Below are 26,287 nucleotides of genomic sequence, written 5' to 3' on the forward strand. Positions count from 1 at the left end.
ATGAGAAAGCCCATATAAATGGGTAATGTACAAGTTGCTGTAGAAGCATGTTTAATTCGTCTGATCACAGATACTTTATAAAGTATTTTAATACTTTTTTGAATCCGTCAATGCGTAAGTCCTAAGACTTATTTTACAGATGTTTCTTTGTTAACAGCTCAAACCTTGAATACAAAAAACACACAAAAGCTACCAATCTTAACCGATGGTTAACCTTTGATCTATTGTTCTATAACTGAATTTTTTAATGAAGTTCACATAATTAGTGAACTAGAAAAACGAATAAATACACTGGACATGGAGTTCCAAATCAATGAAAACAATGCTGGCATGTATGGCAGGCCTTGTCACTTTACCTATGGTCGCCCACGCAGATTCGCCTTATTTTAGTCTACAGGATGGAGATGGCTTTAAACGCTTTTCTGTGTCTGTGGGTGCACTACATGTGATGCCACAAGGTAAGGCCCAAGCTTTTGCAGTCAATACTGCGGTCAAAAATGGTGAAGTAAGTGATGTCGGGGCAGTCAAGTCAAGTACTGTACGCGACAATATTCGTGAAGGTTATAAAATCCCGCCTTTACTCGATTTAGCTTTAAACCTACCCGAAATCTCGGCTCCCCTCAGTGGGCAAGCCACCATTCAAGGTTTAGAGCAATGGAATAATCCAGGGACTGGTCTGGAAGCCGATGATGTCACGACTTTAGGCATCATGACCAATTACTATTTTACTGATCATATTTCCTTTGAAGTGAAAGCTGGTATTCCACCCAAAGTGGATTTACAAGGCAGTGGTAAAATCTATGCCCCATTTTCGGCCATCGCAACCCCCCTGGGGGGTGCCTTAGGCAACCTTGAATTGGCCAATGATCTTCTGATTACAGACTTGGAAGCCTATGGCCCTGCTGCCTCGGCCCGTGCCTGGACACCTGCCGTTGAATTCCAGTATCACTTTGGTAAAACCGGAGTGAATAAATTTCGTCCTTATGTCGGCTTAGGTGTGATGTATGCCTATTTTAATGAACTGGAAATCAACTCGCGTACCGAGCAGGACCTGATTGCTGCTGGACATATGATTGCCAATATTAAACAAGGCAATGCTGGTGCTTCCCTTGAAGGTAAGCTAAGTGAAGCCGATCCTAAAGTAAAACTTGAAGCCTCAGATGTCTTTGCCCCTGTCGCTACGGTTGGCTTCAGTTATGACTTTAATGATACCTGGTTTGCGGTCGGCTCAGTCTCCTACGCACATCTGAAAAATGATACAACCATTACCGTCACTGATAGTACGTTGGGTGAACTGATTCGTTCCAAGGCAGATATTGAGATTAATCCGATTCTGGCCTATGCCGGTATTGGCATGCGTTTCTAAGTTCAATATCAGGTTTCAGAAAAACGGCTTCGGCCGTTTTTTTAGGCTTAAAATATTGATAAAAAAAATTTATCTTTCGATCAATTTTTATTTTATCGCCTCCTTTACCTGAATCGAATACTATAAGCGCTGACTTTATCTGCCTGCCTGCCCTATGTCCGATACTCCATTTTCCAAAGCGCTTATTTTTATGCTGATTGGCTCCGCTATCATTCTGGCATTGTCATTGGGCGTACGTCATGCATTTGGTCTTTATCTGGTGCCGATGAGTGATGAATTTGGTTGGGGACATAATGTTTTTAGCTTGGCGATTGCCATGCAAAACCTGATCTGGGGAGCAGTACAACCCATTACTGGAGCCTTCGCAGATAAATATGGCAGCAAGATTGTCGTTGCCTTAGGTGGGGCACTCTATGCCGTGGGCTTGCTACTCATGGCGGTCAGTTCTACTGGACTGCTGTTAAATCTGAGTGTGGGCCTGATTTTAGGTCTGGCCCTGTCTGCAACATCTTTTCCGGTTTTACTGTCTGCTGTAGGACGTGCTGCACCACCAGAAAAACGCAGTCTGGCGATGGGTATTGCCAGTGCGGCCGGATCTTTTGGCCAGTTTATCATGCTGCCTTCGACCCTGTTGCTGTTACAGAATGTCGGTTGGTCAGGAGCATTGGTGGTCAGTGCGATTTTGATTGCCCTGATTGTACCACTGGCCTGGATGCTGAAAGCACCAATGTATATTCATCCAAATGCAGCATCTACACCCAATAAAGTGTCCCTCAGTTTTAAACAGATTCTGCTGGTGGTGAAAAATCATAAACCCTTCTGGTTTCTGTCTATGGGCTTTTTTGTCTGCGGTTTCCAGGTGGTATTTATTGGCATTCACCTGCCGGGTTATCTGATTGATCACGGTTTTAATGCCACCACAGGGACTATTTTTCTGGCATTGGTGGGTCTATTTAATGTGGTCGGCACCTATACTGCAGGCTGGCTCGGGGGTAAATATTCCAAACCGCATTTGTTGATGGGTCTCTATGGCTTACGCGGGATCGCAATTACTGCCTTTCTCATGCTGCCACTGAGCACATGGACAGTCTATGCCTTTGGTGTCATTATGGGATTACTCTGGCTATCGACCGTTCCGCTCACCAACGGCATTGTGGCGAATATGTTCGGGGTGAAATACCTGACCATGCTCAGCGGTATCGTGTTTTTTACCCATCAGGTCGGCTCGTTTTTCGGTGGTTATCTTGGTGGAGTCAATCATGACTTGAGTGGTAATTATAATGCTGTCTGGATGCTGTCGATTGCCTTAAGCATTTTTGGCGTATTGGTACATTTCTGGGTCAATGAGGAGCAAATTGTGCATGACTGATTCTATGCTCATACTCAAAATCTCGATTGCTGTGGCGCTCTTGCTTTTATTTGCTCTGTCGGTGGCATTATGGATCCAGACACCGCAGCTGTTTGAATACTTTAATCAGGCCTTTTGTGCGCATTAAACTGCTGAAATTTACTCAGCTAAATAAACACAATTCACAGCACAATACCTTAAATGATTCATAATCAATAGAATAATAAAAATACAAGGTTATTTATAAACTTTCGATCATTACTTTTTTAATTTTGTTTCAATCGGCAATTTTCTTAGATGCTCATGAACAAGAAAATTCCGAGACTTTACATTCCAGTCGTCCTTTTCCAGCCGATCAGCACCATTTACTCAAACGGATCAGTCTTGCCGGTAGTCGCCTGTATTAATGAGAAACATCATAATAAAAAAAGGACGATCCAGCCTTCCAGAATAATTAGATCAGCGAGGTATACACTTTCACCATTGAGGAACTAACCACCTCAATGGTGTTTTATTTTTGGGATATTGCCAGTTCTGCTCGAGTGAATTTTATTTTTCAAGCTTGATGAATATAAGATTCTTTCGTATATCCTTTTACATAACCAAGTTATTCTTTACTTTTTCTCACCTAATTAACCTAGTGTGTTTTCCTTTTTCTGCTTAGCGTATTCAGTCATGAATATGTTTATCGCCTTAAGGAGAAAAAGATGAATACCAGTCATTTGTCAGATTGTGTTCAAACCTGTATGAGCTGCTCCCTCACCTGTACTGCTTGTGCAGCTGCCTGCTTAAAAGAAGAACATGTAGAAATGATGCGTGAATGCATCCAGCGTTGTCTGGATTGTGCCGATATTTGTCAGCTCTGCGCGCGTATGGAGCAGAAGCAATCGCCTTTTATGCAGGAAATCTGCGAGCTGTGTGCCAAGGCTTGTGATTATTGCGCAGAGGAATGCAGTCAGCACCAACATGAACATTGTCAGCAATGTGCAGAAGCCTGTCGCCGTTGTGCAGAAGAATGCCGAAAAATGGCTGCTTAAAAACCAAGTTAATCAACTTTATCTTCATCCGAATTGAATTGGTCAATGCTTCATCTTCTAGCTGATTTAAAGCATTTAAAACAAAAAACCCGCAAGCCTTCACTTACGGGTTTTTTAAATCCAAGGCAAACATCTCGCTTAGAATAAACGATTCATACCATTGAGTGTCGCTACACGGTAGGCTTCCGCCATGGTCGGATAGTTAAACGTGGTTTCCACAAAATACTTGATCGTATTGTTTGGACTGTTCATCACCGCCTGACCAATGTGGATAATTTCAGATGCATTATTACCGAAGCAATGTACACCCAAAACTTCCAGCGTTTCACGATGGAACAAAATCTTTAATTCGCCCATAGTGTCACCGGTAATTTGCGCACGCGCCAAATGACGGAACGAGGCCTGACCGACTTCATACGGAATTTTTTCTTCAGTCAACTGCTGCTCAGTTTTACCAATCGAAGAAATCTCGGGAATGGTATAAATTCCGGTTGGAATATCAGTAACGGGGGCAACGTCTGGCTCACCGCTCATATTGGCACCCGCGCAACGACCTTGGTCATAAGCAGCAGATGCAAGCGACGGCCAACCGATTACATCACCGGCAGCATAAATATTTTCAACTTCAGTCTGGTATTGATCATTTACCGTCAACTGACCACGGCTGTTTGGTTTCAGGCCAACATTTTCCAGCCCTAAACCATCGGTATTACCTGAACGGCCGTTACACCACAAAATTGCATCGGCTTTAATTTTTTTGCCGCTTTGCGTGTGCATCACCACATGATCATCAAATGTTTCTAAAAAGTCGATCTGTTCATTGTGACGAATCAGCACACCTTGTTCACGCAAATGATAAGACAGCGCATCGGAAATTTCATCATCCAGATAACTTAACAGTTTGTGCTGGGTATTGATCAAATCAACTTTATGCCCAAGACCAATGAAAATCGATGCATATTCACAGCCAATTACACCTGCGCCATAAATGATGATTTTCTGGATAGAAAAGTCCAGATCCAGAATTTTATCTGAATCAAATACCCGTGGATGATTAAAATCAAGAATTTCTGGGCGATACGGACGTGAACCGCTGGCAATGACCAGTTGCTTAAACATCAAGGTTTCTTTAATGCCGTCTGGACTAAATACAAAAATAGTATTTTGATCCTGAACATAGGCTCGACCATGATAGATATCGATCTTGTTACGGTCATAGAACCGTGAATGTGTATCTACTTGTTGTTGAATCACTTTATGCGCATGACGCAATACTTGCTTCATGGTGAACTGTTTCCAGTCCCCAACTTTCTGAAACAGTGGATCACGTTGATAACGGATAATACTGGATACCGTTTGACGCAATGCTTTACTTGGAATAGTACCTACATGGGTACAGTTACCACCTAGCTGTTCACGCATCTCAACGATTGCAACACGCTTACCAGATTTGGCAAGTTTCATTGCCGCGCCTTCGCCCGCAGGGCCCGAACCTAGAACTACCGCATCATATTTAACGAAAGTCCCACTAACGACCTCTTTTTTACGTGGCATTCAACGCTCCTCAAAATTAAAAAATTCACTTTAATCTACCTGCTTATTATGACGTAAATCCTGTTGATTTTGTGTATTTAACTCACATATATTGGTTGATGAGAACATTTTTTAAATGAATACCCCTTTTTGCCCTATTTATAGCTAAGTTCGTTATAATAAACGCGCTATCTTTGATCATCTCCCCCTTCAAAAACAGTGGAAAAGTTGAATATGTCTGAAAACCGTAAACCTGAACAGGGTGTCAAACTTCGTGGCGCAGAGAAAGTCGCTCGTATTCCTGTAAAAGTGATCCCTACGGTTGAAACACCACGTAAGCCGGACTGGATTCGCGTAAAGATGGCAGCGCCGGAAGAAGTACAACGGATTAAAACAACGCTTCGCGAGCAAAAACTACATACTGTCTGTGAAGAGGCAGCCTGTCCAAACCTGCCTGAATGTTTTGGTGGCGGTACCGCAACCTTTATGATTATGGGTGATATCTGTACCCGTCGCTGTCCATTTTGCGATGTAGCACATGGTCGACCAAATGCATTGGATGCAGATGAACCGCGCCACATGGCCGAAACCATTGCTAATCTTGGGTTGAAATATGCCGTGATTACCTCTGTAGACCGTGATGACTTACTCGATGGTGGTGCGCAGCATTTTGTCGATTGTATTAAAGAAGCACGTGCTTTAAGTCCAAAAACTTTACTTGAAATTCTGGTACCGGACTTCCGTGGCCGTATGGATATTGCACTGCGCATCATGACCGAATGTCCACCCGATGTGTTTAATCATAATATTGAAACAGTGCCGCGTTTATATAAGGCGATGCGTCCAGGTTCTGATTATCAGCACTCTTTAAACCTGTTAAAAATGTTTAAAGAATATTGCCCGGATATTCCAACCAAATGTGGCCTGATGGTCGGTATTGGTGAGACTGAAGAAGAAGTGCTTGCCTTACTTGACGATTTGCATGCACACGGCGTGGACTATGTGACGATTGGTCAGTATCTACAGCCTTCTAAAGAACATGCAGCGATTGATCGCTTTGTGACCCCTGAAGAATTCGAACGTTATACCGAACATGGCCAAAAACTGGGCTTCCGCAATATCTGGGCAGCACCCATGGTTCGTTCAAGCTACTTTGCCGATCGTCAATACTACGGCGAACCGGTTCCAGCAGTGCGTCGTAAAACTGACCCTGCCAAGAAAATTGCTGTTCAGGCCATTGAAGCTTAGTCCTGTTTAAACCAATGAAATAAAAGCCCTCTCAAGTAGAGTAATGCCAGTCAGTTAAGCAATTGACTGGCATTTTCTTTTTTAAATTCAGTATTATATTTGATAGATAGCAAAGTCATCCGCAACTATTTGAGGCATCAGGTGTATTGCACCGCAAGATTAAAAAAATGATGGTTTCCATGACAAATTGACGAGTCGATAGTGGCTGACGAGTTTTGCAGTGAGGGATCACAAGATGCCTTCCTTGCGAAGTTTCGCTTCTCATTTGGGCAAAACCAAAGTAACAAATGTTTTACAAATATTTGATTTAAAAAGTTAAGACTCCATCGTGAACGACTAAAAAGTTAAAGAGTCTATTTCTAAATTCTTTAACTGATCAGCATTACTCTCCAGTAGAGGGCTTTTTAATATCCATTATTAAAATTTTACTGAGCGTTAAACCCCATTTTTTATTTGAGATAAAGATTAAGTCATTACTTATCTTCACATTTCTTTGCGCGTTCTCACTTGAAGATTGATTATTTTTCCAACAACCTCAAAATAGATGCAAGACTTAAACATATCGTTGCCATACTTAAAAAGATCATTCTCACAAATCCAATGCTAAACCTGTCTGATTCTCGAACGACTAAAAATGAATGAACGGTGGTGAAATATCCGAGAAATCCAGACAAAGCCGGTGTTGTATAAATCTGGAGAAATATAACAATGTCATTTATTTTCGCTGTGCTACTGCTATTACTGAGTTTATGGGCAGTTTTCTATTTTCAGCTCTCGCGTAGTGCGGGTGCAATCGTGCTGATGGTCGTGTCAGTGGTCTGTGCCTTTCTTAGTCCGTGGTCACTGATTCTTGGTATCCCACTCATCCTGATCAGCCTCGTGGTGATAATCGACCCTCTGCGCATGTCGTTTATTTCCAGACCGGCCTATAAAGCACTGGCCAATGCCATGCCGAGCATCAGTCCGACAGAGCGTGAAGCACTGGACTCCGGAACCAGCTGGTGGGAAAAAGAACTGTTTATGGGTGCGCCGAACTGGGAAACCTTTAATAGCTATCCTTATCCAAAACTCTCGCTAGAAGAACAGGCTTTTCTGGACAATGAAGTTGAAACCTTGTGCAGCATGCTGGATGAATGGGAAATTCACGAGCAGAAAGCGCTGCCTGATCATGTCTGGCAATATATTAAGGAGCATGGTTTTTTGGGCCTGATTATTCCCAAAGAATATGGTGGTCGCGCATTTAGTTCTTTTGCTCAAAGCCGGGTGATGAGCAAGATTTCCTCTCGCTCCCTCACCACGGCCGTGAGTTGCATGGTACCGAACTCTCTCGGCCCGGGTGAACTATTGCTGCATTATGGTACTGAGGAACAGAAAAACCGTTACCTGCCGGGCCTGGCGCGAGGTGAAGAAATTCCCTGTTTCGGCCTGACCAGTCCGGAAGCGGGCTCTGATGCAGGCGCTATTCCCGATACTGGCGTGGTCTGCTACGGCCAGTTTGAAGGTCAGGAAGTCCTAGGCTTGCGAATGAATTTTTCCAAACGCTGGATTACGCTGGCACCCATTGCAACAGTGGTAGGTCTGGCCTTTAAAATGTATGACCCGGATCATCTTTTGGGCGAACAGACTGAATATGGTATTACCTGTGCCCTGCTGCCTGCCAGTCACGAAGGGGTCCAAGTAGGTCCTCGTCATAATCCCGGCCCACCATTCATGAATGGTACAGTTGAAGGTAAAGATGTATTTATTCCTCTGGACTGGATTATTGGTGGCGTAAAAAATGCCGGTAAGGGCTGGCGCATGCTGATGGAATGTCTGGCTGTGGGTCGTGGCATTTCCCTACCGGCACTGTCTACTTCTGCGGCAGAAATGACTTATTTAAATGTCGGGGCTTTTTCCCGAATCCGTCAACAATTTAAAATTTCAGTCGGCAAGTTTGAAGGTGTTCAGGAAGCCAATAGTGAAATTGCCAGTGATACCTATATGCTGGAAGCTTTCCGTTATCTGGTGACTTGTGGCCTTAATCAGGGCGGCAAGCCTGCTGTAATGACAGCGATTGCCAAATACTATGCCACAGAGGGAATGCGTAAGGTGGTGAATCACGGGATGGATGTGGTCGGTGGCCGCGCCATTCAGATGGGGCCACGTAATTTTCTGGCACCTTATTATCAGGCGATTCCAGTCTCCATTACCGTTGAAGGTGCAAATATTCTCAGTCGTTCCCTGATGATTTTCGGTCAGGGTTCAATGCGTTGCCATCCTTATCTCTATGAAGAATTACAACTCTTACAGGCTGAAGACCCGGCAGCCGCACTCAAGCCTTTTGATCATTTATTGTTTAAACATCTGGGATATACCTTTAACCGTACCGCCCGTTCCTTTGCCTACGCATTTACGGGTGGTTCAAGTACAGCACCTCAAAGTGCGGTTGAGTTTACCCGACCTTATTACAAGGTCATTAACCGGCTGAGCGCCAACTTTGCCTTAACTGCAGACATGTGTCTGGGTTTACTGGCAGGCGATATCAAACGCAAAGAAATGCTGTCCGGACGTCTCGCCGATATTCATGCTCACCTGTTTATTGCCTCCTCTATTCTGAAGTATTTTGAGCATAGCAAAAAGACTGAAGCTGAACGTTTGCATGCACAGCTTGCAATAGAAAAGTCACTCTATACAGCGCAGGAAGCATTTTATGATCTGTTTGCTAACTTCCCGGCCGGTGCAGCAGCAGGCATGATCAAACTGTTATGTTTCCCATTTGGCCGTCCCGTACACAAACCCTCAGACCAGCTTAAACAGCAGGTTGCAAATAGCATGATGGAAGATAACGCATTCCGTCAGGTATTGAAGAAGCATGTCTATTATAATACCCATAAAACTGATGTCACTGGACGCATGGAATCGACTTTCGCTTTACTACTGGATATTGAACAGCTTTGGGATCGCTTTAAAAAAGCTGAAAACAAAGGTCAGTTTAAAGGTCTAAGCTTTGCCGAGCATGTGACAGATGCACAGCAACATGGCTTTATTAATGATGAAGAAGCAGAAAAGCTGCTTCACTATAATGCACGTCGTTATGACAGCATGCTCACAGATGTCTTTGATCTGCATTTACAGGAAGTATTGGAGCTGGAGAACCCCCATATTCGTAAAGCAGATGCGACAGGAACCGATACTTCTGTTCAAACCGATCCTTCACACTCAACTTCGCCTTAAATCAAACTTTGACCAAAGGTGTCATAAATTCCAAAGTGGGATGTAGTTGAATATTTCACTTTAGAACCTTTCCAAGTGGCTTTTTAGCCACTTTTTTACGACTATGGCACGATGGTATTTCGCATAAAAAGCACTAAGCTAGAGCTATAAGAAAATTGAGGGTAAACCATGTCACAACAAGATTATGAAAATGGCCTGAAAGTGCGTACTGATGTCATGGGCGAAAGCTTTGTCAAACGTGCACAGGAAAATACCGTGCCTTTTACCCAGCCTCTACAAGACTGGATTAATGAACATGCCTGGGGTTCAACCTGGCAACGTGAAGGTGTATTGCCACGTAAATATCGTTCTTTAATTACCATTGCTTTCCTTACGGCTCAAAAAAGCCCCACTGAACTAAAAGGCCATGTTCGGGGCGCTCTTAACAACGGTGCGACGGTTGAGGAAATTCAGGAAGTGTTACTCCATAGCCTGCCATATTGCGGTGCACCAGCAACTCAGGAAGCATTTCGGGCGGCACTTGAAGTGATCCAGGAATATCAGGTGAATCAGGAATAATTTGGTTGCAGATGAAATTGAGCCGTTTTAGAAATAAGCTCACAATTTAATTTTGCAGATGATTCATAAGTTACTTAGGCTAAATAAAGCTCAGCTGATTTTAGTTGCTTACCCTGATCTCAGCCTATCCGTCAAATGAATATGTACCGAGAAGTTGTAGATTCTCGGTACATTACAATAATGATTCTAAAATAAAACTGATGGATTTTTTAGAGTTGAGCACCTACTTATAAAAACTCGCGTCTTTGATCACATACAGCCCGATCACTCATAAGATCAAATCAGACAGATCCAGTAAAATAGTGGCTCAAAATAAGCCTTAGTTCAATGAAGATTCACACTAGAGCCAGTACACATTAAAGCTATAATAAAACTCCAGCACTTCAAAACGTACGTTATAGCCCAGTTCAGTCAACTCGGCTGATAAAGCCCGAATATCTTCCAAAGGCAAATGTTTGGGAAATACAGTAATGACTGCGGTATTGCCCTGTTTCGCATTTTCTTCAATTAACTTGGCTAGACGCGGCTTATAGACCTCAATATTCAAATTGGCCACATCTGATAAAACCTTGGCCTGATCCGCCGTCATAAAAGTCATTTTTTATTTTCTCTTTTGATGTAATTTCATCAAGTTAAATGATTTAAACCAAAAGCCGTATTTCATTTTTGTATCAGGTAACTAAAAAATAACAGGCAAAAAAAATCCCTCTGCAGAGGGATTTTTTAAATAGAAACTTACTGACCGGGCAGTGGAATATATTGGGAAGAACTGTTTTGTGCTTTACGCTCAGTCACTACTACATCCAGCATCATGGTTTTTCCAGCACGCTCTACTTCAATCTGAATGGTACTATTCGGCTTTTGCAGGGCAACAAAATTAATCAAATGCGAAGCCGAACTAATCTCTTCCTCATTCACTTTCATAATTTTGTCGCCACGCTGGATGCCCGCTTTCGCTGCCGGTCCATCTGCCAGCACTTCTGCGACAGTCACCCCTTTCTCTTTAGGTTGCAGTACATCATCACGTTCTGTCGGTAATAAACTGATTCCTAACCAGCCACGAACGACACGGCCATCTTTCAGAATAGCATTCATCACCTGCTGGCAGATTTTGGCTGGAATGGCGAAACCAATCCCCAGTGAACCACCAGTTTGCGAGAAAATTGCCGTATTCACCCCAATCAGGTTACCTGCGACATCGATCAAGGCTCCGCCTGAATTTCCCGGGTTAATTGCAGCGTCGGTTTGCACAAAGTCTTCATAGGTATTAATGCCCAGATCTGAACGCCCTGTTGCTGAAATAATCCCTTGCGTTACGGTTTGACCCACACCAAATGGGTTACCAATGGCCAAAACGACGTCACCGACTTCATTGCCACTCAATTTAAAAGGCAACACGGGTAATTGATCCAGTTCAATTTTAATCACTGCCAGATCGGTATCTGGATCCATTCCCACAACTTTTGCTTCAGCACGTCGTCCATCCTGCAATGCCACCACAATCTGGTCTGCCTGTGCAATCACATGATTATTGGTCAGGATATAACCATCAGGACGTACAATCACCCCGGAACCTAAACTGTTCTCATTCGGACTTTGTCCATACTGGTCAGGCAACTGATCGCCAAAAAACTCACGAAAGACCGGATCGGTCAGCAAAGGATGAGCCTGCTGTTTGACTTTTTGAGTGGTAAAGATATTGACTACAGCCGGCGCTGCCACTCTTACCGCAGCACTATAGGAGACCACGCCTCCTGAGCGCGACGTATCAATCAACGGCTCTACTTTTTCAGCAGGCATCTTGACACCATCTGGTGCAACCGGTGCTTTTGGTTTTTGTAGTTGTTGCCACCCCAAAAAACCGATAATGACCAAAATCAGTAACACCCAGGGTAACCATGTAAAGGTGCGGCGCACGTTGTTATCCTCTAAAATATTTTAATTCGTTGATGACTAAGTAATTTGTGTTCTATTGTAATGCGAAATACATAACTAAACACAAAAAATTCCACAGAGTTTTGTGCAGCTTTAGTTACAATTAAATATAAAGATAAATATTGGCAAGTTTTTAAACGAACAGGAATTTTATGGCGAATTTAAACGATATTATTCAGTGGTGTGAACAGACTTTGGCAGCACGTGAATTTAAGGACTATGCACCGAATGGCTTGCAGATTGAAGGTAAATCTGAGGTCAATAAAATCCTGTGTGCCGTGAGTGCTTCGCAAAGTGCGATCGAAGCGGCAATTGAGCAAGGCGCAGATTTACTGCTGGTTCATCATGGCTATTTCTGGAAAGGTGAAGCCTATCCGATCACTGGTATGCGCGGTAAACGGATTAGAGCCTTAATTCAAAATGATATCTCTCTGGTTGGCTATCATCTGCCTTTAGACAGTCATCCAACTTTAGGCAATAATGCGGCGATTGCAGATTTATTAGAACTGGAAAATATCGAACAGTTGGATCTGAGTGAACGCCATCCGATTGGCAATATTGGCTATTTAAAACAACCGATGAGCCCTGAATATTTTAAAAACCATGTTTCAGAAAAACTTGGCTTTGATGCAATTCATCTTCCTGCGGACAAAACTCAAATCCATAAAGTCGGTTTCTGTACCGGTGGTGCGCAGGATTATATTCATAAAGCAGCGCTACAAGAGTGTGATGCTTACATTTCTGGTGAAGTGAGCGAACGCACCTTCTATGAAGCTCAGGAACTGAATGTACATTATTATGCCTGTGGCCATCATGCCACTGAAAAATATGGTGTACAGCGCCTGGCCAAAGCGATTTCAGAACAGTTTAATATTGAGTATGCTTATTACGAATTAGACAATCCGATTTAATTCTCGCTGACAGCATTTTCCACGAGCTTTATTTATATATTTTCAGGATTTATTGTGTATTGTTATTTATACGCAATGCCCATTTTGTCCGATTATCTATTACAATAAAGCCACTTATTGTTAAAACCCAGCTAAATGCAAGGAATTGAGAACATGACAACCATTACTTTACCAGCATTACCTTATGGCTACGAAGATCTTGCTCCACACATCAGCAAAGAAACTTTAGAATACCATCACGACAAACACCACAATACTTATGTGGTTAACCTGAACAACCTGATCGCTGGTACTGAGCTTGAAGGCAAAACTCTAGAAGAAATCATTACAGCAACTGCTGGTGATGCGTCTAAAGCAGGTGTTTTCAATAACGCTGCCCAAGTTTGGAACCACACGTTCTACTGGAACTGTATGGCTAAAAACGGTGGCGGTAAAGCAACGGGCACTTTGGCTGCAAAAATTGATGAAGCTTTCGGTTCTTACGAAAAATTTGCTGAAGAATTTGCTGCTGCTGCAACCACTCAGTTCGGTTCAGGTTGGGCTTGGTTAGTGGCTGACCAAGTAAACGGTCAACTGTCAATCATGAAAACTTCAAATGCTGATACGCCAATGGCGCATGGTAAAGTTGCAGTATTGACGATTGACGTTTGGGAACATGCTTATTACATCGACTTCCGTAATGCACGTCCTAAATACATCTCTACTTTCCTGGAAAGCCTAGTAAACTGGGATTATGCAAATGCGAAATATGCAGGTCAGCCTGCAGGTGTTGAGAAATAATTCTTTATTTCTTTGCTAAAAAATCACCCATTTCGGGTGATTTTTTTATTTTTAAGCCCCAAATGAATATTTATAAAGCAAACAATTCATTTCTTTACATTAATTGATTGACGACCTTGGGTTTCCTGCCTAAAATGCCGATCAGATTCTCCAATAGCTCAGTCGGTAGAGCGACGGACTGTTAATCCGCAGGTCCCTGGTTCGAGCCCAGGTTGGAGAGCCATCTATTCTTCCATAGCTCAGTCGGTAGAGCGACGGACTGTTAATCCGCAGGTCCCTGGTTCGAACCCAGGTGGAAGAGCCAAAATTCTAAAAAACCCACTCATTGCGAAGTGGGTTTTTTTATATCTGCTTTTTTAAATTGAGATCGGTAGTGATATCTGTATATACAATTAGCTACCTTATATTCTCTGAGCCAGATCACTTATAAAAATTAAGGCTGATAACAATCTGACTGCTCCGACTGTTTACATAAACATAACAGTTTGAACTCCAAGCCTTTTCGACTATTTTTAAAACACTTGATTCAATTTCTTCGGCTTTTTTCTAAAAGTGCCTTGACCCCTTTTTAAATCTCTCTATAATCGCTGTCAGATTCTCCAATAGCTCAGTCGGTAGAGCGACGGACTGTTAATCCGCAGGTCCCTGGTTCGAGCCCAGGTTGGAGAGCCAATCTATTCTCCCATAGCTCAGTCGGTAGAGCGACGGACTGTTAATCCGCAGGTCCCTGGTTCGAGCCCAGGTGGGAGAGCCAAGATTCTGAAAAAACCCACTCATTGCGAAGTGGGTTTTTTTATTCGTCCCTATTTGTGATCTGTGTTTAATTTGAGTCAGTTTATATTTTTTGTGATTGGCTGCCTGGCAACTTTTGCGTTAGTTTGCCTGCTCTTCCCGCATCTGTTCACCCGTCAAAAAAAATTCTATCCGAAGCGTGTGATTACTGCTTTTGAAAGCAGGATGTTTATACGCCTAAAAGAAGCCTTTCCTCATCATCATATTCTGGCTCAGGTTGCCTTTAGCGCCTTGATTACCCATGACCAGATGAACATGCGTAATCAGTTCAATCGTAAAGTTACAGATTTTGTGGTGCTTGATCGTGACTATAATGTACTGACCATTATTGAACTGGATGATCCCAGCCACATTGGCAAAGAGCAGGAAGATGCTGAACGGGATGCCATGCTGATTGCAGCAGGCTATACCGTGATTCGATACACTCAGATTCCAAGCATCAGACAACTGCAAAGAGATTTGAGATAGTTTAAGGTAAGGTTACTGCGCTTTCGGATGCAGCTTGGGTTGAATTTGCATCTTGCTCTGCTTTGAGCTTTTCCGCAGCTTCTCGCGCTTCGATGCGCGCAATCATTTCTGCCTGCTGCTGTTTATATTTTTCCTGATTTTTAGCATCACTATTTACCGCAAGAAAAGCCATACTCACCAAAAATATCGGTATACATAATAGCGCACCTAAAATTACCAGCTTTTTAACACTGCGGGGCTGCGGCTGCTCAGACATAACAAACCTACTTTAATTTCGTCATTTAATTGCACTGCTCAATATAACAAAATAAAGTCATAGCTCAAGGCCGAAAAACATTTAAATCCACGCCGACCTCAAGCCAACATGGATTTATTATTCTTGTTTTAATTAAGACACTGGGGTATTCATGACCGCTTCTACCGTATTGAGTAATGCCGGAATATTTTCAGTGACCACTGTGGCATGCGTTGCATTCAGTATTGGAATTAACTCTACATCAGTTCCATCTGCCAGCATATCTTTATATAATATCTCGGTAATAGTATAAGGTACGGTGGTATCTGCTGTGCCTTGAAAAATATAAACTGGGCGATCAAGTCTAGTTTGTGCAGGCTGATTATCGATCAGATAATCCATAATATCAGGATCACTCAGAAAGTTTCTCTGCAACGCTTGGTATTGCGAGAAATTCACACCACTTTGTAATGTCGTTTGAATATCTGCACCAAAACGTTGTGCAAGCTCAGGGGAACATAAACTTTCAGCCTGCCTGGCCAGATCAACCTTGGCATTGACAAAGGCCTGATTGTAATTAAAGCTGGTTTTTTCTGCCTTAATTCCTGAACTGACGATGGCTGCATACGTATACAAAGTCGCAGCAATTGGAACTGCTTGTGCCACATTCCCTGACTCAGCCAGATCTTGAGCAAATAAAAGTCCCTCTTCTAAGGTATCGTTAAGATAGGAAGCCGGGGCAATCGCCACTGCTCCACGATAGGTATTATTTGGTAAAGCCTTATAAAACTCTGCAGCAGCCAAGGCAGCATGACCACCCTGAGACCAACCAATCACTCCCCAATCTTTAGCCAGCAGTCCACCATACTGTTTTTGGGCTTCACTAATCGCTGACAATATTGACTTGGCAGCACTCTCCAGATGTAAATATGGATGAGGCACATTGTCATTACCCAAACCCTCATAATCCGGTGCAATCACGGCATAACCACGTTCTACTAATCCCATAACCAAGGCCTTTTCAGGCCCATCCAGAGCAAGGCGTGAAGGAGCACATTTATCTGCTGCACCTGTAGTACCATGCGCCCAGACGACGATCGGCCAACCACCTACAGGTGGAGTACCTTTCGGGGTAAATACCAATGTGGTCGCACGAATTTCTCGACCTTGTACACCTTCCATTCTATAAGTAAAAATATCATGACGTTCGACCACTGTTTTTACTTGCTCATCGACTGCATAAGTTCGAACCGGATTAAACCCTATAAAATTGTCGTCATCATCATCGTTACACGCAGATAAAAATAGTACCGAGGAACACAGCACACCTAACATCAATTTCTTATAACTGTTCTGCATATTTCTATCCTTTTATTGTTATTCCCTATCTCTTAATCGAGATCACTCAAAATTAATCATAAAAAAAGCATACTTTATAGGATGCTTTTGTTGTTATCCGACATACGGTAATTATCTTAGAGCAAACAATATTCCCACAAAAATAATGAGGCCAATCCAACGGTTATGACGGAATGCCCAAAAACATAGCTGTGGATTTTTATCGCGAGTTTTAAACCATTGGTAAATAAAATCAGCAGCAACCAGCAAAAGTGCTAACAAGCCAAATGGAATCAATAAATTTTCCAGCCAAAATGCAGCACCTATCAATAAAATACTGCTCGCCTGCAAGGTGCTAATGATTGGAATATCATAGCGACCAAACAGAATTGCGGTTGATTTCACCCCTATCTTTAAATCATATTCACGGTCTGCAATCGCATATTGAGTATCGTAGGCCACAGTCCAGGCCAGATTACCAAAATACAATAACCAGCAGGTCAGATCAGGTGTTTGCCCAACAGCGGTATAGGCCATGGGTATCGCCCAAGAAAATGCTGCACCCAAAAATACCTGAGGCAAATGGGTATAACGTTTCATAAAAGGATAAATAAACGCTAACAGCAAAGCCCCAAATGACCAGTAAAAAGTTTCGATCGGCAAGAAAAATAGCAGACAGGCGCTGGCAGCCACCAAAACCAGAAATACCATCACCGCTTCTTTGGCGCTGATGACTCCGGTCGCTAGTGGTCGGTTTTTAGTACGCTCCACATACGCATCGACTTTACGGTCAGCAAAATCATTGATGGCACAACCCGCCGCCCGCATAAAAATCACACCCAAAATCATGGGAATTAAAATTTCAATGCGTGGCATCCCCTGAGCAGCAATCCATAACGCCCACAAGGTTGGCCAAAAGACCAGTTCAGTACCAATCGGTTTATCAAAACGACAAAGATAATAATAGGCGCCAAGACGCTCACGCCAGGTTATTGCTTGTGCAGTTGCCATATAAAGTCAAGCCCTTGAATTTTGTATAAAGTGTTCAAATGCCGGTAAAAATGTTTCTTGTACGATAAATTTACAGCCGTGCCAAGTATAGCAGCTCTGACGCGTCCAACCCTCTTCTAAAAGAATGACCCGACGCTGGCAAAGTGGATTCGTCCGTTGAAACAGGAACCAGCCAATTGGCTTAGTCCCAATATGCTGAAAGATTCGGGCTTTTTTTTGCAGGCTTAAAATTGGAAAAATACTCTTTGCTTTCACCCAGGGCGACTGTTCTGAACCATAGAGATAGCTTTCCCGCACCCAGGAAGTATGCTGATGTGACATCTGCATCCATTTGGCATTGGCGAAGCTTAAACGCTGAAAATGCTCTTGAATAGGCTCAACATGAAATTGTCCCTGCGCCAAACCGGTCAATTGCTGTGTCAGAGAACCTGATGCATACAGCCATGGTTTTAGCTCAGCAGACATAGTAGGCATCAAGGCATGCTGATTTTTAGAAAAATACGTCATGTTTAATAGTTATCTGCTTTAGCAATCACTTCAAATTTGCCTTGGGGTGTTTTAATTAAAATTAAGCCTTCAGCGCTTAAATAAAACTCTTTTGGGTAGTCAAATGTAAGTGCCAATTCAGGATTTTTCAGTTCAACAAACTGTGCTTGTTTATAACCTTCAATGGTACGCCCTACTTCCAAATACGTAACTTCAGAAAAATTTAACTTAAAACCTTGCGCATGGTCTTTAGGATCATTCCAAGGAAAAAATCCGGTATGTTTTTTACGTGGTTTAGCCATAACAATCTAATTCAACATTCTTTGCTTTATATTAACCCAGTATAGAAAAAACCCGCGACATGCGCGGGTTTTTTACAGTGAAATTCTTGAAAGAATTACAGGCTGTAGTACATCTCGAATTCAACTGGGTGAGTGGTGGTGTTTAAACGACGCACTTCTTCAGTTTTAAGTTCGATATAGGCATCAAGCATGTCTTTCGTGAACACGCCACCTTTCAGCAGGTAATCATGATCTGCTTCAAGTGCTTCAAGCGCCATATCCAGGCTATGCGCCACTGTCGGGATTTTCGCTTCTTCTTCAGGAGGAAGATCGTACAGGTTTTTGTCAGCCGCTTCACCTGGGTGAATCTTGTTTTGGATACCGTCGATACCTGCCATCAACAATGCTGCGAAACCGAGGTAGGGGTTCATCATCGGATCTGGGAAGCGAGCTTCAATACGCTTGCCTTTCGGGCTTGACACGTAAGGAATACGGATAGATGCAGAACGGTTACGCGCTGAGTAAGCCAGCATAATCGGTGCTTCAAAATGCGGAACCAGACGCTTGTACGAGTTTGTAGAAGGGTTGGTTAATGCATTCAATGAACGCGCATGTTTGATAATACCGCCAATGAAGTACAATGCCATTTCTGAAAGGCCTGCATATTCATCACCAGCAAACAGGTTCTTGCCATCTTTAGAGATCGACATGTGAACGTGCATACCAGAACCGTTATCGCCAACCATTGGTTTAGGCATAAAGGTTGCTGTTTTCGCATATTGATGCGCAACGTTCCAAACCGCATATTTAAACTGTTGAACTTCGTCCGCTTTACGAACCATGGTGTTGAAGCTTACACCAATTTCCAACTGGCAAGATGCAACTTCATGATGATGTACTTCTACACGACCTGGGCCCATGATGTCTTCAATTTTGGCACACATATCTGCACGCATATCATGTGAAGAATCAACTGGAGGAACCGGGAAGTAACCGCCTTTTACGCGTGGACGGTGACCAGAGTTACCACCTTCGTAGTCATTGTTGGTTGACCAGGCAGCTTCTTCAGCGATCAATGTATGGCGCGCGCCAGACATATCGATTTCCCATTTTACTTCGTCAAATACGAAGAATTCTGGTTCTGGGCCAAAGAATGCTGTATCACCAATACCTGTTGATTTTAGGTATTCTTCAGCACGGCGAGCAATCGAACGTGGATCACGGTCATAACCCTGACCTGTAGAAGGCTCAATCACATCACAAGTCACAACAACTGTAGGCTCGGCAAAGAACGGGTCGATGAAACCGGTTTCTGCATCTGGGCGTAAAATCATGTCAGATGCTTCGATGCCCTTCCAACCAGCAATTGAAGAACCGTCGAACATTTTACCGTCTTCAAAAGTATCTTCGTCGATTGTATCTGCTGGGTAAGTCACATGTTGCTCTTTACCTTTAGTATCCGTAAAACGGAAATCGACCCATTTCGCGCCACTTTCTTGGATGAGTTGAAGGACTTTGTTCGCCATGCTCATTTTGCTCCGATGAATTTTTGTTGCACTCGTTACGTGCGTGTTAGTAGTTGGTAGTCATTAAGCAATTACCGTACCAACTATTCAAAGTATAGATAAAATCTTGAAATCTATATAAGAAATCATGAAGTGACAAAAATACTTTGCGACTATTATACTAGTTGAGAAACTAAATGCACTATATTCAGGCATTCTTCATTTATTTTATTTCGGCTTTATTTTTTAGCGCACCTAAATAGTGCAATCACCTATAGAAGTGTATTAAAAACATAGTTTTTTATATAAAATTTGCTACTTTTTCGTGTATTTGTTTAAAAAAACACCCATATGTTGCTAAAAATTGACTCTTTTCTCATGGTCTGAGGCAAACAGAAATCTGCAACATGCAGTTGCTCAGTGAATATTTTGATGCATTTTCTTTAAATATACTTTCTATACCATAGTCTATATAAATTTCTATTATTCAAGTGATGCTTTTTTCAACAGATTTTAGATCAATATTGCTGATTATTTTTAACTTATCAATTTTTCCCTAAAAAATATAAATTCTAAAGTTTCCTTAAGTAAGTCTATTACTTTAAATCATGATTAAAATTTTATTCCAGTTGATACAGATGCTTTTAAAGCAAATAAATTGAGCAAAATTGTTGCGCCGAATACGGCTATTTTTTGCTATGATGAATAGTGCTTTATTTTCACACAATGAAATCAATGATTTAGTCGTGTCACACCTGTGCTTGCAATAAGCGCAAATAAAGTACGATCTGGACAACTTTAGCACAGTTAAGTGCATTAATTTCAATAGGTTAAGCTCATGCTTTTAATGGTCGACAACTATGACTCCTTTACTTACAACATCGTTCAATATTTTGGCGAACTGAATCAAGAAGTAAAAGTAGTCCGTAATGATGCCGTGACATTGGAAGATATAGAGCGATGGCAACCCAAGTATTTAGTGATTGGCCCCGGCCCATGCTCGCCGAGTGAAGCAGGCATTTCGATTCCTGCGATTCAGCATTTTGCTGGAAAAATTCCGTTATTGGGCGTTTGTCTCGGCCATCAGAGTATTGGTCAGGCATTTGGTGGCAACATCATACGTGCCAAACGTGTCATGCACGGCCGTCTGTCGGATATGTACCACAGCGATACCGGGATTTTCAGTAATCTTCCGTCGCCATTTCCTGCAACGCGCTATCACTCCCTGGTGATTGATCAAGCCACCTTGCCTGAATGTCTGGAAGTGACCTGCTGGACCAATGAAGCCGATGGTTCTATGGAAGAAATTATGGGGGTAAAACATAAGACATTGCCGGTCGAAGGCGTGCAGTTCCATCCTGAATCGATCCTGAGCCAGCATGGCCATCAAATCTTTAAAAACTTTCTCGAAATTTATGCCTAAGAACATCTTATGAATATTCAACAAGCTTTAAACAATATTACCAAAAACATTCACCTGACTCAGGATCAAATGCAAGACGTGATGCGTGCCATCATGTCAGGTGAAACCACTGATGCCCAGATTGGTGCCCTGCTGATGGGTTTGCGCCTTAAAGGCGAAAGCATTGATGAAATTACCGCAGCCGCACGGGTCATGCGTGAACTGGCTACCAAAATTGATGTCAGCGATATTCCCTATTTAGTCGATATTGTCGGTACAGGCGGTGATGGTCAAAACCTGTTTAACGTCTCTACCGCGTCTGCATTTGTGATCGCAGCAGCAGGCGCAACCATTGCTAAACATGGCAACCGTGGCGTTTCAACCAAATCAGGCTCGTCAGATTTACTGGAACAGGCTGGGATTAATCTTGACCTGAATATGCAGCAAACCGAGCGTTGTATCCGTGATGTGGGGGTCGGATTTCTGTTCGCACCGAATCATCATACAGCCATGAAATATGCAATCGGCCCGCGTAAAGAATTGGGTATTCGCAGCATTTTCAATTTACTTGGCCCGCTGACCAATCCGGCCGGCGTCAATCGCTTAGTCATTGGCGTGTTTTCCAATGAACTGTGTCGTCCGATTGCAGAAGTGATGAAACAGCTCGGTGCTGAACATGTGATGGTGGTGCATTCTCGCGACGGGCTGGATGAGATCAGTCTTGCATCTGCAACGTATGTGGCTGAGCTAAAAAATGGCGAAGTGACTGAATGGGAAATTACCCCTGAATTGGTTAATATCGAATCTCAAACCTTGACTGGTTTAATTGTAGAAGATTCTGCACAGAGTCTGGCATTAATCAAGGATGCATTGGGCAAGAAAAAATCAGAGATCGGTGATAAAGCGGCCAATATGATTGCCCTGAATGCCGGTGCAGGTATTTATGTTTCCGGTTTGACCAGCAGCTATAAACATGGTGTTGCATTGGCACATGACATTATTTATGGCGGCCAGGCTCTGGAGAAAATGAGTGTGCTGTCTGAATTTACCAAAACCATTAAACAATACGAAGCTTAATTCGGTCAGGAATTTTGATCATGGTGGATATCGCAAATACAATTTTAGGCAAGATTGTTGACCGTAAAACGGAAGAATTTGCTCTACGTTTAAAGCAGAAAAGCTATAAAGATCTGGAAGAGCTGGCTCAAGTTGCATCAGCTGTGCGTGGTTTTGCCCAGTCTTTAATGTCAAAACGTCCGGGTGTAATTGCTGAAATCAAGAAAGCCTCACCATCTAAGGGGATTATTCGTGAGAATTTTAATCCTGCAGAAATTGCAGCACAGTATCAAGATGCGGGTGCCGCATGTTTATCTGTCCTGACCGATGTGGACTTTTTTCAGGGTGCAGATGAAAATATTCAGATTGCCCGTTCGCATTGTGACCTGCCGGCGCTGCGCAAAGATTTCCTGATCGATCCTTATGGAGTCATTGAAGCACGTGCCTTAGATGCAGATTGTATTTTACTGATTGTGGCATGTCTGTCAGATCAGCAACTGGAAGAAATGTCGAAGACTGCTTTTGAGCATAATTTAGATGTTTTAGTTGAAGTACATGATGAAGCTGAACTGGAACGTGCGCTGAAACTTTCAGATCGCTGCTTGCTGGGTGTGAATAACCGTAATTTAAAAACCTTCGATGTCGATTTAGATACCTCGATTCGTTTAAAGAACTTACTCGATCCCTCTCGCCTGTTAGTCACTGAAAGTGGTATTGCTACCCCTGCCGATGTGGCGATGATGCAACAGCATGATATTCATGCCTTTCTGGTCGGTGAAAGTTTTATGAAACAGCCTCGACCTGATCATGCATTCCGTAACCTGTTTGGTGAGCCTGAATCGGTTTAACTATTGACTAGTTTAATACTTAGACCAAGCCCAATCTCAGGATTGGGCTTTTTTATTTTCAGGATTGATAAGAAAAGAAATAGCATCATGTGAATTCATAAATACCGAGACATGCCATGCAAGCAATTCATTTCTCCTTTATCTATTTTCAGACTATAATTCTGTTAAATTCCGCATCTTCCTTGTTTTTACATTATGAGTAAACACGATTCTTCATTATCTAAAGATCAGTACAACCTGCTGAAATCTTTTAAGAAGCAAATTACACAGCCGCATAGCCCTGCGGTTGTTGCTGCACCCGTTGAAAAGACTGTCGAGCAAGAAGCTTTAGAAGAACTGGAATTATTCCGCAAACAAATGCAGGGCGTGCAAAAAATTGAATCGGGAAATACCGTTCAATTGGACAAACCGCGCAAGAAAAAACCGGATGCACAAGTCCTGGCAAAGCGTGCAGCGGCGACTGGCCCGATGGAAACAGATGCCATGGCATTATCGGACACGCAGGCCATGCTCAATCCTGTCGGGAGTCAGGCCAACTTGAGCTATCGCATTGCCACCTTGCAGCATAAAGTGTTTGAAGACTTAAAAGCCGGCAATTTACGCTGGTTTGAAGCTGTGGATCTGCATGGCTGTACCGTGGAAGAAGCGCGTCAGGCGGTGCTACAAATTATCCAGATCGCCAAAGATGAAAACCAGAACGTGATTAAGATCGTACACGGTAAAGGCCCGGAAGCGATTTTAAAAACCTATGTGAATGGTTGGCTGCGTCAGCATCGCGATGTTTTGGCCTTTGTCAGTGCCCCTGAAAAACAAGGCGGTACTGGTGCAGTTCTGGTTCTGCTAAAACGTGCAGAAAAGAATCCAAAGTTTAAACAGTAACCGGTTTTCGCCTCAAAACAAGGCATTGTAAAAGTTTTCTGCTACAATGCCGTCCTTGTTCATTCTCAGTTTAAGTGAATACGTCATATGACTATGCAGCAATCCTACGCAAACATTCTTACTGCCGTTGGCGAAGATCTCAATCGCCCTGGTCTCAAAGATACGCCTGTGCGTGCTGCCAAAGCATTTTCATATTTAACCTCGGGTTATAGTCAGACACTTGAAGAAGTCACCAACAAAGCGGTCTTTCCTTCCGACAACCGTGAAATGGTGCTGGTCAAAAACATCGAATTCTATTCCTTATGTGAACATCATTTATTACCATTTTATGGCCGTGTCCATATCGCCTATTTACCAGAAGGTCATGTCTTGGGCCTGTCCAAATTTGCCCGTATTACTGAAATGTTTGCGCGTCGTTTGCAAATCCAGGAAAACTTGACCCAGCAAATTGCAGAAGCAGTGGCGGAAATCACCAAAGCACGTGGTGTCGCCGTGATGATTGATTCTGCACATATGTGCATGATGATGCGTGGTGTGGGCAAACAGGAATCGACCACACGTACAGTCTCTTTTATTGGTGATTTTAAAACTGATAAAGAAACCCGCCGTGAGTTTTTAAGTGCAGTGCCAGAAAGCTACTAAGCCTTAAAAGCCAATTATTTAAAGCCTCGATCATTCGGGGTTTTTTTAATTTCTTATAAACTGCTCTGGTCAGAGAATATCGATATCACAGCTGCTGTTGACCAAATTTGCATTCGTTATACTTGCCGCTAAACAATTGCTGCTTATCTTTGCAACAAGCCTACATTTAGATACATGATAAAGTTTTAATCCAGTTAGTCCTCGCTTAAAGTAAATTGACGTTGATATACAGCAAATAGCTTTATATCTTTCTGCTTGATTTTTAATGACAAGGAAAATGACCATGGCGAATAGCAAAAACAATCAGGACAAAGACAGCAAGAAATCTGCAAAAACTGCTAAAAAGACGCAAGATGAAAAACTGAAGAAGTCGAACAAAAGCAGTGACAAGGACAGCGATCGCAAAGTCAGCAAAAAAGCTGAAAGTACTAAATCTAAAGCAGCATCTTCTAAAAAAGAGAATGCCAGTAAAGATGAAAAAGTAAAGGCGAAGAAAAGTGCGAGTTCTAAAGGCAGCGATAAAGCCAAAGACCTGAAAACATCTTCAGCGAAAAAACCGGCTAAAGCGAAAAGCAGCAATAAGAGCAAAGATGAAGACAGCAAGACGAAAAAATCTTCTTCAAAAAAATCAGCACCGGCCAAAAAGCAGTCAAGCACTTCGTCCAAGAGCAAGTCTGATAAAGCCAAAACCTCGAGGACCAGTTCGAAAAAGTCAAAGTAAAATCCAAGCCCCATGACTGGGGCTTTTCTTGATCCTGATCTCGGGTGAGTAGATCAGTAGAATTATTTTATATTTTTTAGTGTGTTCTTTATTGAGTGATACCGACCCTTCTAAATATAAGGCAAAGATATGAGTCCAGCAGCCAAAAATCCGCCGCCAAAACGTCAGTCACGGGTGGTGTCGAATAGTTTTGATTATTCTCTGGACTTCGAAAAGATTAATTTTCGCAAACGGCCCGAGTTGTACCGAATTGGCCGAGGAGAACAAGGCGTATTATTGGTGGAGCCTTATAAATCTGAAATTCTGCCGCACTGGCGCTTTGCGGATGAAGAAAAAGCCCAAGCCAGCAGTGACAAAATTTATCAGCTATTCCTAGCTTATTTAAAACAAGATGATTTTATCGGTGCGGACATGGCACGCAAGTTTTTACAGATGGGTTATACCCGTGCCCGCCGTTACGCCAACCATAAAGGTGGTAAAAAATATGATGGGCCAGTTCCGGAAGATAAGAAAGGCTTAAGCGGCGCACATGGCCGTTCAGAATTGCCACGCAGCCACGAAGATCCGGTCAAAGCAGCGGCCGCCAACATTTTTAAACAAAAATGGAATGATGCGAAAAACCATCCAGACTATATTCAGCAAAAGCGAAAATTTCAGGAATTTATCCAGCAACATACGGCAGAGGAATAAAACT

At 42.7% G+C, this 26,287-nt stretch carries 26 protein-coding genes, 4 tRNA genes and 1 pseudogene; 22 read left to right on the forward strand and 9 right to left on the reverse strand.

Translation table 11 applies throughout. The features are described 5' to 3' along the window. Positions 1-313: 313 nt before the first annotated feature. The 5 genes and pseudogenes from FTU42_RS07270 (at position 314) to FTU42_RS07280 (ending at position 3,751) form a co-directional block, all read left to right on the forward strand. Positions 314-1,366, forward strand: coding sequence for an OmpW family protein (locus tag FTU42_RS07270; RefSeq protein WP_159138013.1), 1,053 nt, complete (start codon positions 314-316; stop codon positions 1,364-1,366). Positions 1,367-1,520: 154 nt separating this feature from the next. Then, a complete protein-coding gene (locus FTU42_RS07275) occupies positions 1,521-2,735 on the forward strand; it encodes an MFS transporter (RefSeq protein ID WP_100357208.1) in 1,215 nt (404 codons plus the stop codon). Continuing rightward, positions 2,728-2,862 carry a hypothetical protein gene (locus FTU42_RS14875; RefSeq protein WP_005096435.1) on the forward strand — a complete coding sequence of 45 codons (135 nt, stop codon included), beginning with the start codon at positions 2,728-2,730 and terminating at the stop codon, positions 2,860-2,862. The genes FTU42_RS07275 and FTU42_RS14875 overlap by 8 nt, the downstream gene beginning before the upstream one ends. 163 nt (positions 2,863-3,025) lie before the next feature. Further along, a pseudogene (locus FTU42_RS14880) lies at positions 3,026-3,121 on the forward strand (TauD/TfdA family dioxygenase); the annotation flags it as partial. 300 nt (positions 3,122-3,421) lie between these two features. After that, positions 3,422-3,751 carry a four-helix bundle copper-binding protein gene (locus FTU42_RS07280; RefSeq protein WP_100534368.1) on the forward strand — a complete coding sequence of 110 codons (330 nt, stop codon included), beginning with the start codon at positions 3,422-3,424 and terminating at the stop codon, positions 3,749-3,751. Between the two features lie 138 nt (positions 3,752-3,889). On the opposite strand, the gene sthA is transcribed toward FTU42_RS07280, so the two are convergent. Then, complete coding sequence (sthA, locus tag FTU42_RS07285; RefSeq protein WP_005096431.1) at positions 3,890-5,305, reverse strand: Si-specific NAD(P)(+) transhydrogenase; 1,416 nt, start codon at positions 5,303-5,305, stop codon at positions 3,890-3,892. A 213-nt stretch (positions 5,306-5,518) separates the two neighbouring features. Here sthA and lipA point away from each other — a divergent pair, with 213 nt between their 5' ends. The 3 genes from lipA (at position 5,519) to FTU42_RS07300 (ending at position 10,303) form a co-directional block, all read left to right on the forward strand. Next, positions 5,519-6,532, forward strand: coding sequence for a lipoyl synthase (lipA, locus tag FTU42_RS07290; protein ID WP_005096430.1), 1,014 nt, complete (start codon positions 5,519-5,521; stop codon positions 6,530-6,532). Between the two features lie 708 nt (positions 6,533-7,240). Beyond that, on the forward strand, positions 7,241-9,745 hold the full coding sequence (locus tag FTU42_RS07295) for an acyl-CoA dehydrogenase (protein WP_159138014.1): 2,505 nt from the start codon (positions 7,241-7,243) through the stop codon (positions 9,743-9,745). A gap of 168 nt (positions 9,746-9,913) precedes the next feature. Further along, positions 9,914-10,303, forward strand: coding sequence for a carboxymuconolactone decarboxylase family protein (locus FTU42_RS07300; protein WP_100357211.1), 390 nt, complete (start codon positions 9,914-9,916; stop codon positions 10,301-10,303). A 340-nt stretch (positions 10,304-10,643) separates the two neighbouring features. On the opposite strand, the gene FTU42_RS07305 is transcribed toward FTU42_RS07300, so the two are convergent. Continuing rightward, the gene (locus FTU42_RS07305; RefSeq protein WP_005096427.1) at positions 10,644-10,901 is read right to left on the reverse strand and encodes a hypothetical protein; all 258 of its coding nucleotides are present in this window, start codon (positions 10,899-10,901) and stop codon (positions 10,644-10,646) included. A 137-nt stretch (positions 10,902-11,038) separates the two neighbouring features. After that, positions 11,039-12,220: a trypsin-like peptidase domain-containing protein gene (locus tag FTU42_RS07310; protein WP_005096426.1), complete on the reverse strand. Its 1,182-nt coding sequence runs from the start codon at positions 12,218-12,220 to the stop codon at positions 11,039-11,041. 170 nt (positions 12,221-12,390) lie between these two features. Between FTU42_RS07310 and FTU42_RS07315 the strand changes: the two genes are divergently transcribed. The 7 genes from FTU42_RS07315 (at position 12,391) to FTU42_RS07345 (ending at position 15,189) form a co-directional block, all read left to right on the forward strand. Then, a complete protein-coding gene (locus tag FTU42_RS07315; protein ID WP_159138015.1) occupies positions 12,391-13,149 on the forward strand; it encodes a Nif3-like dinuclear metal center hexameric protein in 759 nt (252 codons plus the stop codon). A 153-nt stretch (positions 13,150-13,302) separates the two neighbouring features. Continuing rightward, positions 13,303-13,929, forward strand: coding sequence for a superoxide dismutase (locus FTU42_RS07320; protein ID WP_159138016.1), 627 nt, complete (start codon positions 13,303-13,305; stop codon positions 13,927-13,929). A 147-nt stretch (positions 13,930-14,076) separates the two neighbouring features. Further along, a tRNA-Asn gene (locus FTU42_RS07325) sits at positions 14,077-14,152 on the forward strand. Between the two features lie 5 nt (positions 14,153-14,157). Beyond that, positions 14,158-14,233, forward strand: a tRNA-Asn gene (locus tag FTU42_RS07330). Positions 14,234-14,525: 292 nt separating this feature from the next. Beyond that, positions 14,526-14,601, forward strand: a tRNA-Asn gene (locus tag FTU42_RS07335). Between the two features lie 6 nt (positions 14,602-14,607). After that, positions 14,608-14,683, forward strand: a tRNA-Asn gene (locus tag FTU42_RS07340). A 62-nt stretch (positions 14,684-14,745) separates the two neighbouring features. Beyond that, positions 14,746-15,189 (forward strand): DUF2726 domain-containing protein, encoded by a 444-nt coding sequence (locus tag FTU42_RS07345; protein ID WP_034608591.1) that lies wholly within the window; start codon positions 14,746-14,748, stop codon positions 15,187-15,189. 1 nt (position 15,190) lies between these two features. On the opposite strand, the gene FTU42_RS07350 is transcribed toward FTU42_RS07345, so the two are convergent. The 6 genes from FTU42_RS07350 to glnA all read right to left on the reverse strand — a co-directional run bounded on the left by FTU42_RS07350 (position 15,191) and on the right by glnA (position 20,072). Continuing rightward, the gene (locus tag FTU42_RS07350) at positions 15,191-15,445 is read right to left on the reverse strand and encodes a hypothetical protein (RefSeq protein WP_180083218.1); all 255 of its coding nucleotides are present in this window, start codon (positions 15,443-15,445) and stop codon (positions 15,191-15,193) included. A 132-nt stretch (positions 15,446-15,577) separates the two neighbouring features. After that, complete coding sequence (locus FTU42_RS07355) at positions 15,578-16,783, reverse strand: S9 family peptidase (RefSeq protein WP_005171797.1); 1,206 nt, start codon at positions 16,781-16,783, stop codon at positions 15,578-15,580. A 111-nt stretch (positions 16,784-16,894) separates the two neighbouring features. Then, positions 16,895-17,773, reverse strand: coding sequence for a 4-hydroxybenzoate octaprenyltransferase (gene ubiA / locus FTU42_RS07360; RefSeq protein ID WP_159138017.1), 879 nt, complete (start codon positions 17,771-17,773; stop codon positions 16,895-16,897). Between the two features lie 6 nt (positions 17,774-17,779). Further along, positions 17,780-18,247 (reverse strand): chorismate lyase, encoded by a 468-nt coding sequence (locus FTU42_RS07365; protein WP_034609065.1) that lies wholly within the window; start codon positions 18,245-18,247, stop codon positions 17,780-17,782. A gap of 35 nt (positions 18,248-18,282) precedes the next feature. Continuing rightward, positions 18,283-18,561, reverse strand: coding sequence for a hypothetical protein (locus tag FTU42_RS07370; protein WP_100328765.1), 279 nt, complete (start codon positions 18,559-18,561; stop codon positions 18,283-18,285). Between the two features lie 95 nt (positions 18,562-18,656). After that, the gene (gene glnA / locus FTU42_RS07375; protein WP_171063330.1) at positions 18,657-20,072 is read right to left on the reverse strand and encodes a type I glutamate--ammonia ligase; all 1,416 of its coding nucleotides are present in this window, start codon (positions 20,070-20,072) and stop codon (positions 18,657-18,659) included. Positions 20,073-20,883: 811 nt separating this feature from the next. Between glnA and FTU42_RS07380 the strand changes: the two genes are divergently transcribed. The 7 genes from FTU42_RS07380 to FTU42_RS07410 all read left to right on the forward strand — a co-directional run bounded on the left by FTU42_RS07380 (position 20,884) and on the right by FTU42_RS07410 (position 26,283). Beyond that, a complete protein-coding gene (locus tag FTU42_RS07380; RefSeq protein WP_100355236.1) occupies positions 20,884-21,468 on the forward strand; it encodes an aminodeoxychorismate/anthranilate synthase component II in 585 nt (194 codons plus the stop codon). Positions 21,469-21,477: 9 nt separating this feature from the next. Next, on the forward strand, positions 21,478-22,524 hold the full coding sequence (gene trpD / locus FTU42_RS07385; protein WP_005096410.1) for an anthranilate phosphoribosyltransferase: 1,047 nt from the start codon (positions 21,478-21,480) through the stop codon (positions 22,522-22,524). 20 nt (positions 22,525-22,544) lie between these two features. Beyond that, positions 22,545-23,351 carry an indole-3-glycerol phosphate synthase TrpC gene (trpC, locus tag FTU42_RS07390; RefSeq protein WP_159138018.1) on the forward strand — a complete coding sequence of 269 codons (807 nt, stop codon included), beginning with the start codon at positions 22,545-22,547 and terminating at the stop codon, positions 23,349-23,351. A gap of 195 nt (positions 23,352-23,546) precedes the next feature. Next, complete coding sequence (locus FTU42_RS07395) at positions 23,547-24,230, forward strand: Smr/MutS family protein (protein ID WP_005096408.1); 684 nt, start codon at positions 23,547-23,549, stop codon at positions 24,228-24,230. Positions 24,231-24,323: 93 nt separating this feature from the next. Beyond that, on the forward strand, positions 24,324-24,872 hold the full coding sequence (gene folE / locus FTU42_RS07400) for a GTP cyclohydrolase I FolE (protein ID WP_005096407.1): 549 nt from the start codon (positions 24,324-24,326) through the stop codon (positions 24,870-24,872). Between the two features lie 283 nt (positions 24,873-25,155). Next, a complete protein-coding gene (locus tag FTU42_RS07405; protein ID WP_159138019.1) occupies positions 25,156-25,593 on the forward strand; it encodes a hypothetical protein in 438 nt (145 codons plus the stop codon). A 129-nt stretch (positions 25,594-25,722) separates the two neighbouring features. Continuing rightward, on the forward strand, positions 25,723-26,283 hold the full coding sequence (locus tag FTU42_RS07410; protein ID WP_100357216.1) for a DUF4385 domain-containing protein: 561 nt from the start codon (positions 25,723-25,725) through the stop codon (positions 26,281-26,283). The last annotated feature ends 4 nt before the right edge of the window (positions 26,284-26,287 follow it).

Origin of the sequence: Acinetobacter sp. YH12102 (assembly GCF_013419125.1) — a bacterium.
GTDB lineage: Bacteria > Pseudomonadota > Gammaproteobacteria > Pseudomonadales > Moraxellaceae > Acinetobacter > Acinetobacter pseudolwoffii.

What these genes read in the sequence shown, in the direction of transcription:
- FTU42_RS07270 (WP_159138013.1), top strand. Translation starts at nt 314, where the DNA reads ATGAAAACAATGCTGGCATGTATGGCAGGCCTTGTCACTTTACCTATG.
- FTU42_RS07275 (WP_100357208.1), top strand. Translation starts at nt 1,521, where the DNA reads ATGTCCGATACTCCATTTTCCAAAGCGCTTATTTTTATGCTGATTGGC.
- FTU42_RS14875 (WP_005096435.1), top strand. Translation starts at nt 2,728, where the DNA reads ATGACTGATTCTATGCTCATACTCAAAATCTCGATTGCTGTGGCGCTC.
- FTU42_RS07280 (WP_100534368.1), top strand. Translation starts at nt 3,422, where the DNA reads ATGAATACCAGTCATTTGTCAGATTGTGTTCAAACCTGTATGAGCTGC.
- sthA (WP_005096431.1), bottom strand. Translation starts at nt 5,305, where the DNA reads ATGCCACGTAAAAAAGAGGTCGTTAGTGGGACTTTCGTTAAATATGAT.
- lipA (WP_005096430.1), top strand. Translation starts at nt 5,519, where the DNA reads ATGTCTGAAAACCGTAAACCTGAACAGGGTGTCAAACTTCGTGGCGCA.
- FTU42_RS07295 (WP_159138014.1), top strand. Translation starts at nt 7,241, where the DNA reads ATGTCATTTATTTTCGCTGTGCTACTGCTATTACTGAGTTTATGGGCA.
- FTU42_RS07300 (WP_100357211.1), top strand. Translation starts at nt 9,914, where the DNA reads ATGTCACAACAAGATTATGAAAATGGCCTGAAAGTGCGTACTGATGTC.
- FTU42_RS07305 (WP_005096427.1), bottom strand. Translation starts at nt 10,901, where the DNA reads ATGACTTTTATGACGGCGGATCAGGCCAAGGTTTTATCAGATGTGGCC.
- FTU42_RS07315 (WP_159138015.1), top strand. Translation starts at nt 12,391, where the DNA reads ATGGCGAATTTAAACGATATTATTCAGTGGTGTGAACAGACTTTGGCA.
- FTU42_RS07320 (WP_159138016.1), top strand. Translation starts at nt 13,303, where the DNA reads ATGACAACCATTACTTTACCAGCATTACCTTATGGCTACGAAGATCTT.
- FTU42_RS07350 (WP_180083218.1), bottom strand. Translation starts at nt 15,445, where the DNA reads ATGTCTGAGCAGCCGCAGCCCCGCAGTGTTAAAAAGCTGGTAATTTTA.
- FTU42_RS07355 (WP_005171797.1), bottom strand. Translation starts at nt 16,783, where the DNA reads ATGCAGAACAGTTATAAGAAATTGATGTTAGGTGTGCTGTGTTCCTCG.
- ubiA (WP_159138017.1), bottom strand. Translation starts at nt 17,773, where the DNA reads ATGGCAACTGCACAAGCAATAACCTGGCGTGAGCGTCTTGGCGCCTAT.
- FTU42_RS07365 (WP_034609065.1), bottom strand. Translation starts at nt 18,247, where the DNA reads ATGCCTACTATGTCTGCTGAGCTAAAACCATGGCTGTATGCATCAGGT.
- FTU42_RS07370 (WP_100328765.1), bottom strand. Translation starts at nt 18,561, where the DNA reads ATGGCTAAACCACGTAAAAAACATACCGGATTTTTTCCTTGGAATGAT.
- glnA (WP_171063330.1), bottom strand. Translation starts at nt 20,072, where the DNA reads ATGAGCATGGCGAACAAAGTCCTTCAACTCATCCAAGAAAGTGGCGCG.
- FTU42_RS07380 (WP_100355236.1), top strand. Translation starts at nt 20,884, where the DNA reads ATGCTTTTAATGGTCGACAACTATGACTCCTTTACTTACAACATCGTT.
- trpD (WP_005096410.1), top strand. Translation starts at nt 21,478, where the DNA reads ATGAATATTCAACAAGCTTTAAACAATATTACCAAAAACATTCACCTG.
- trpC (WP_159138018.1), top strand. Translation starts at nt 22,545, where the DNA reads ATGGTGGATATCGCAAATACAATTTTAGGCAAGATTGTTGACCGTAAA.
- FTU42_RS07395 (WP_005096408.1), top strand. Translation starts at nt 23,547, where the DNA reads ATGAGTAAACACGATTCTTCATTATCTAAAGATCAGTACAACCTGCTG.
- folE (WP_005096407.1), top strand. Translation starts at nt 24,324, where the DNA reads ATGCAGCAATCCTACGCAAACATTCTTACTGCCGTTGGCGAAGATCTC.
- FTU42_RS07405 (WP_159138019.1), top strand. Translation starts at nt 25,156, where the DNA reads ATGGCGAATAGCAAAAACAATCAGGACAAAGACAGCAAGAAATCTGCA.
- FTU42_RS07410 (WP_100357216.1), top strand. Translation starts at nt 25,723, where the DNA reads ATGAGTCCAGCAGCCAAAAATCCGCCGCCAAAACGTCAGTCACGGGTG.